This window comes from Halomonas sp. ML-15 (genome assembly GCF_014779595.1).
Lineage (GTDB): Bacteria > Pseudomonadota > Gammaproteobacteria > Pseudomonadales > Halomonadaceae > Franzmannia.
On record NZ_JACXZT010000016.1, the window covers coordinates 18,272 to 18,616 of the forward strand.

Below are 345 nucleotides of genomic sequence, written 5' to 3' on the forward strand. Positions count from 1 at the left end.
GCCGCTGGTGGAGCACGCCGGCTTTCTCAACCTCAAGGGCAACCTGTTCGACTCGGCGCTGATGAAGACCAGCGTGATCTCGCGGGAGTTTCGCCAGCGCTTCCTCAGCGACCCCGACGATCCCGACGCCTTCGAAGGCAAGGTGGCGGTGTTCGACGGCTCCGAGGACTACCACGCGCGCATCGACGACCCGCAGCTTGGCATCGACGAGCGCACCATTCTGGTGATGCGCGGCGCCGGCCCGGTAGGGCATCCTGGTGGGGCGGAGGTGGTCAATATGCAGCCGCCCGAAGCGCTGCTCAAGCGCGGTATCGAGTCGCTGCCGTGCCTGGGTGATGGCCGCCA

General features: G+C 67.0%; 1 protein-coding gene. It reads left to right on the plus strand.

Annotated elements, in window-relative coordinates:
- Window positions 1–345 (plus strand): dihydroxy-acid dehydratase (locus IEI94_RS09495; RefSeq protein ID WP_191167087.1); only part of this gene is annotated, 345 nt, incomplete at both ends.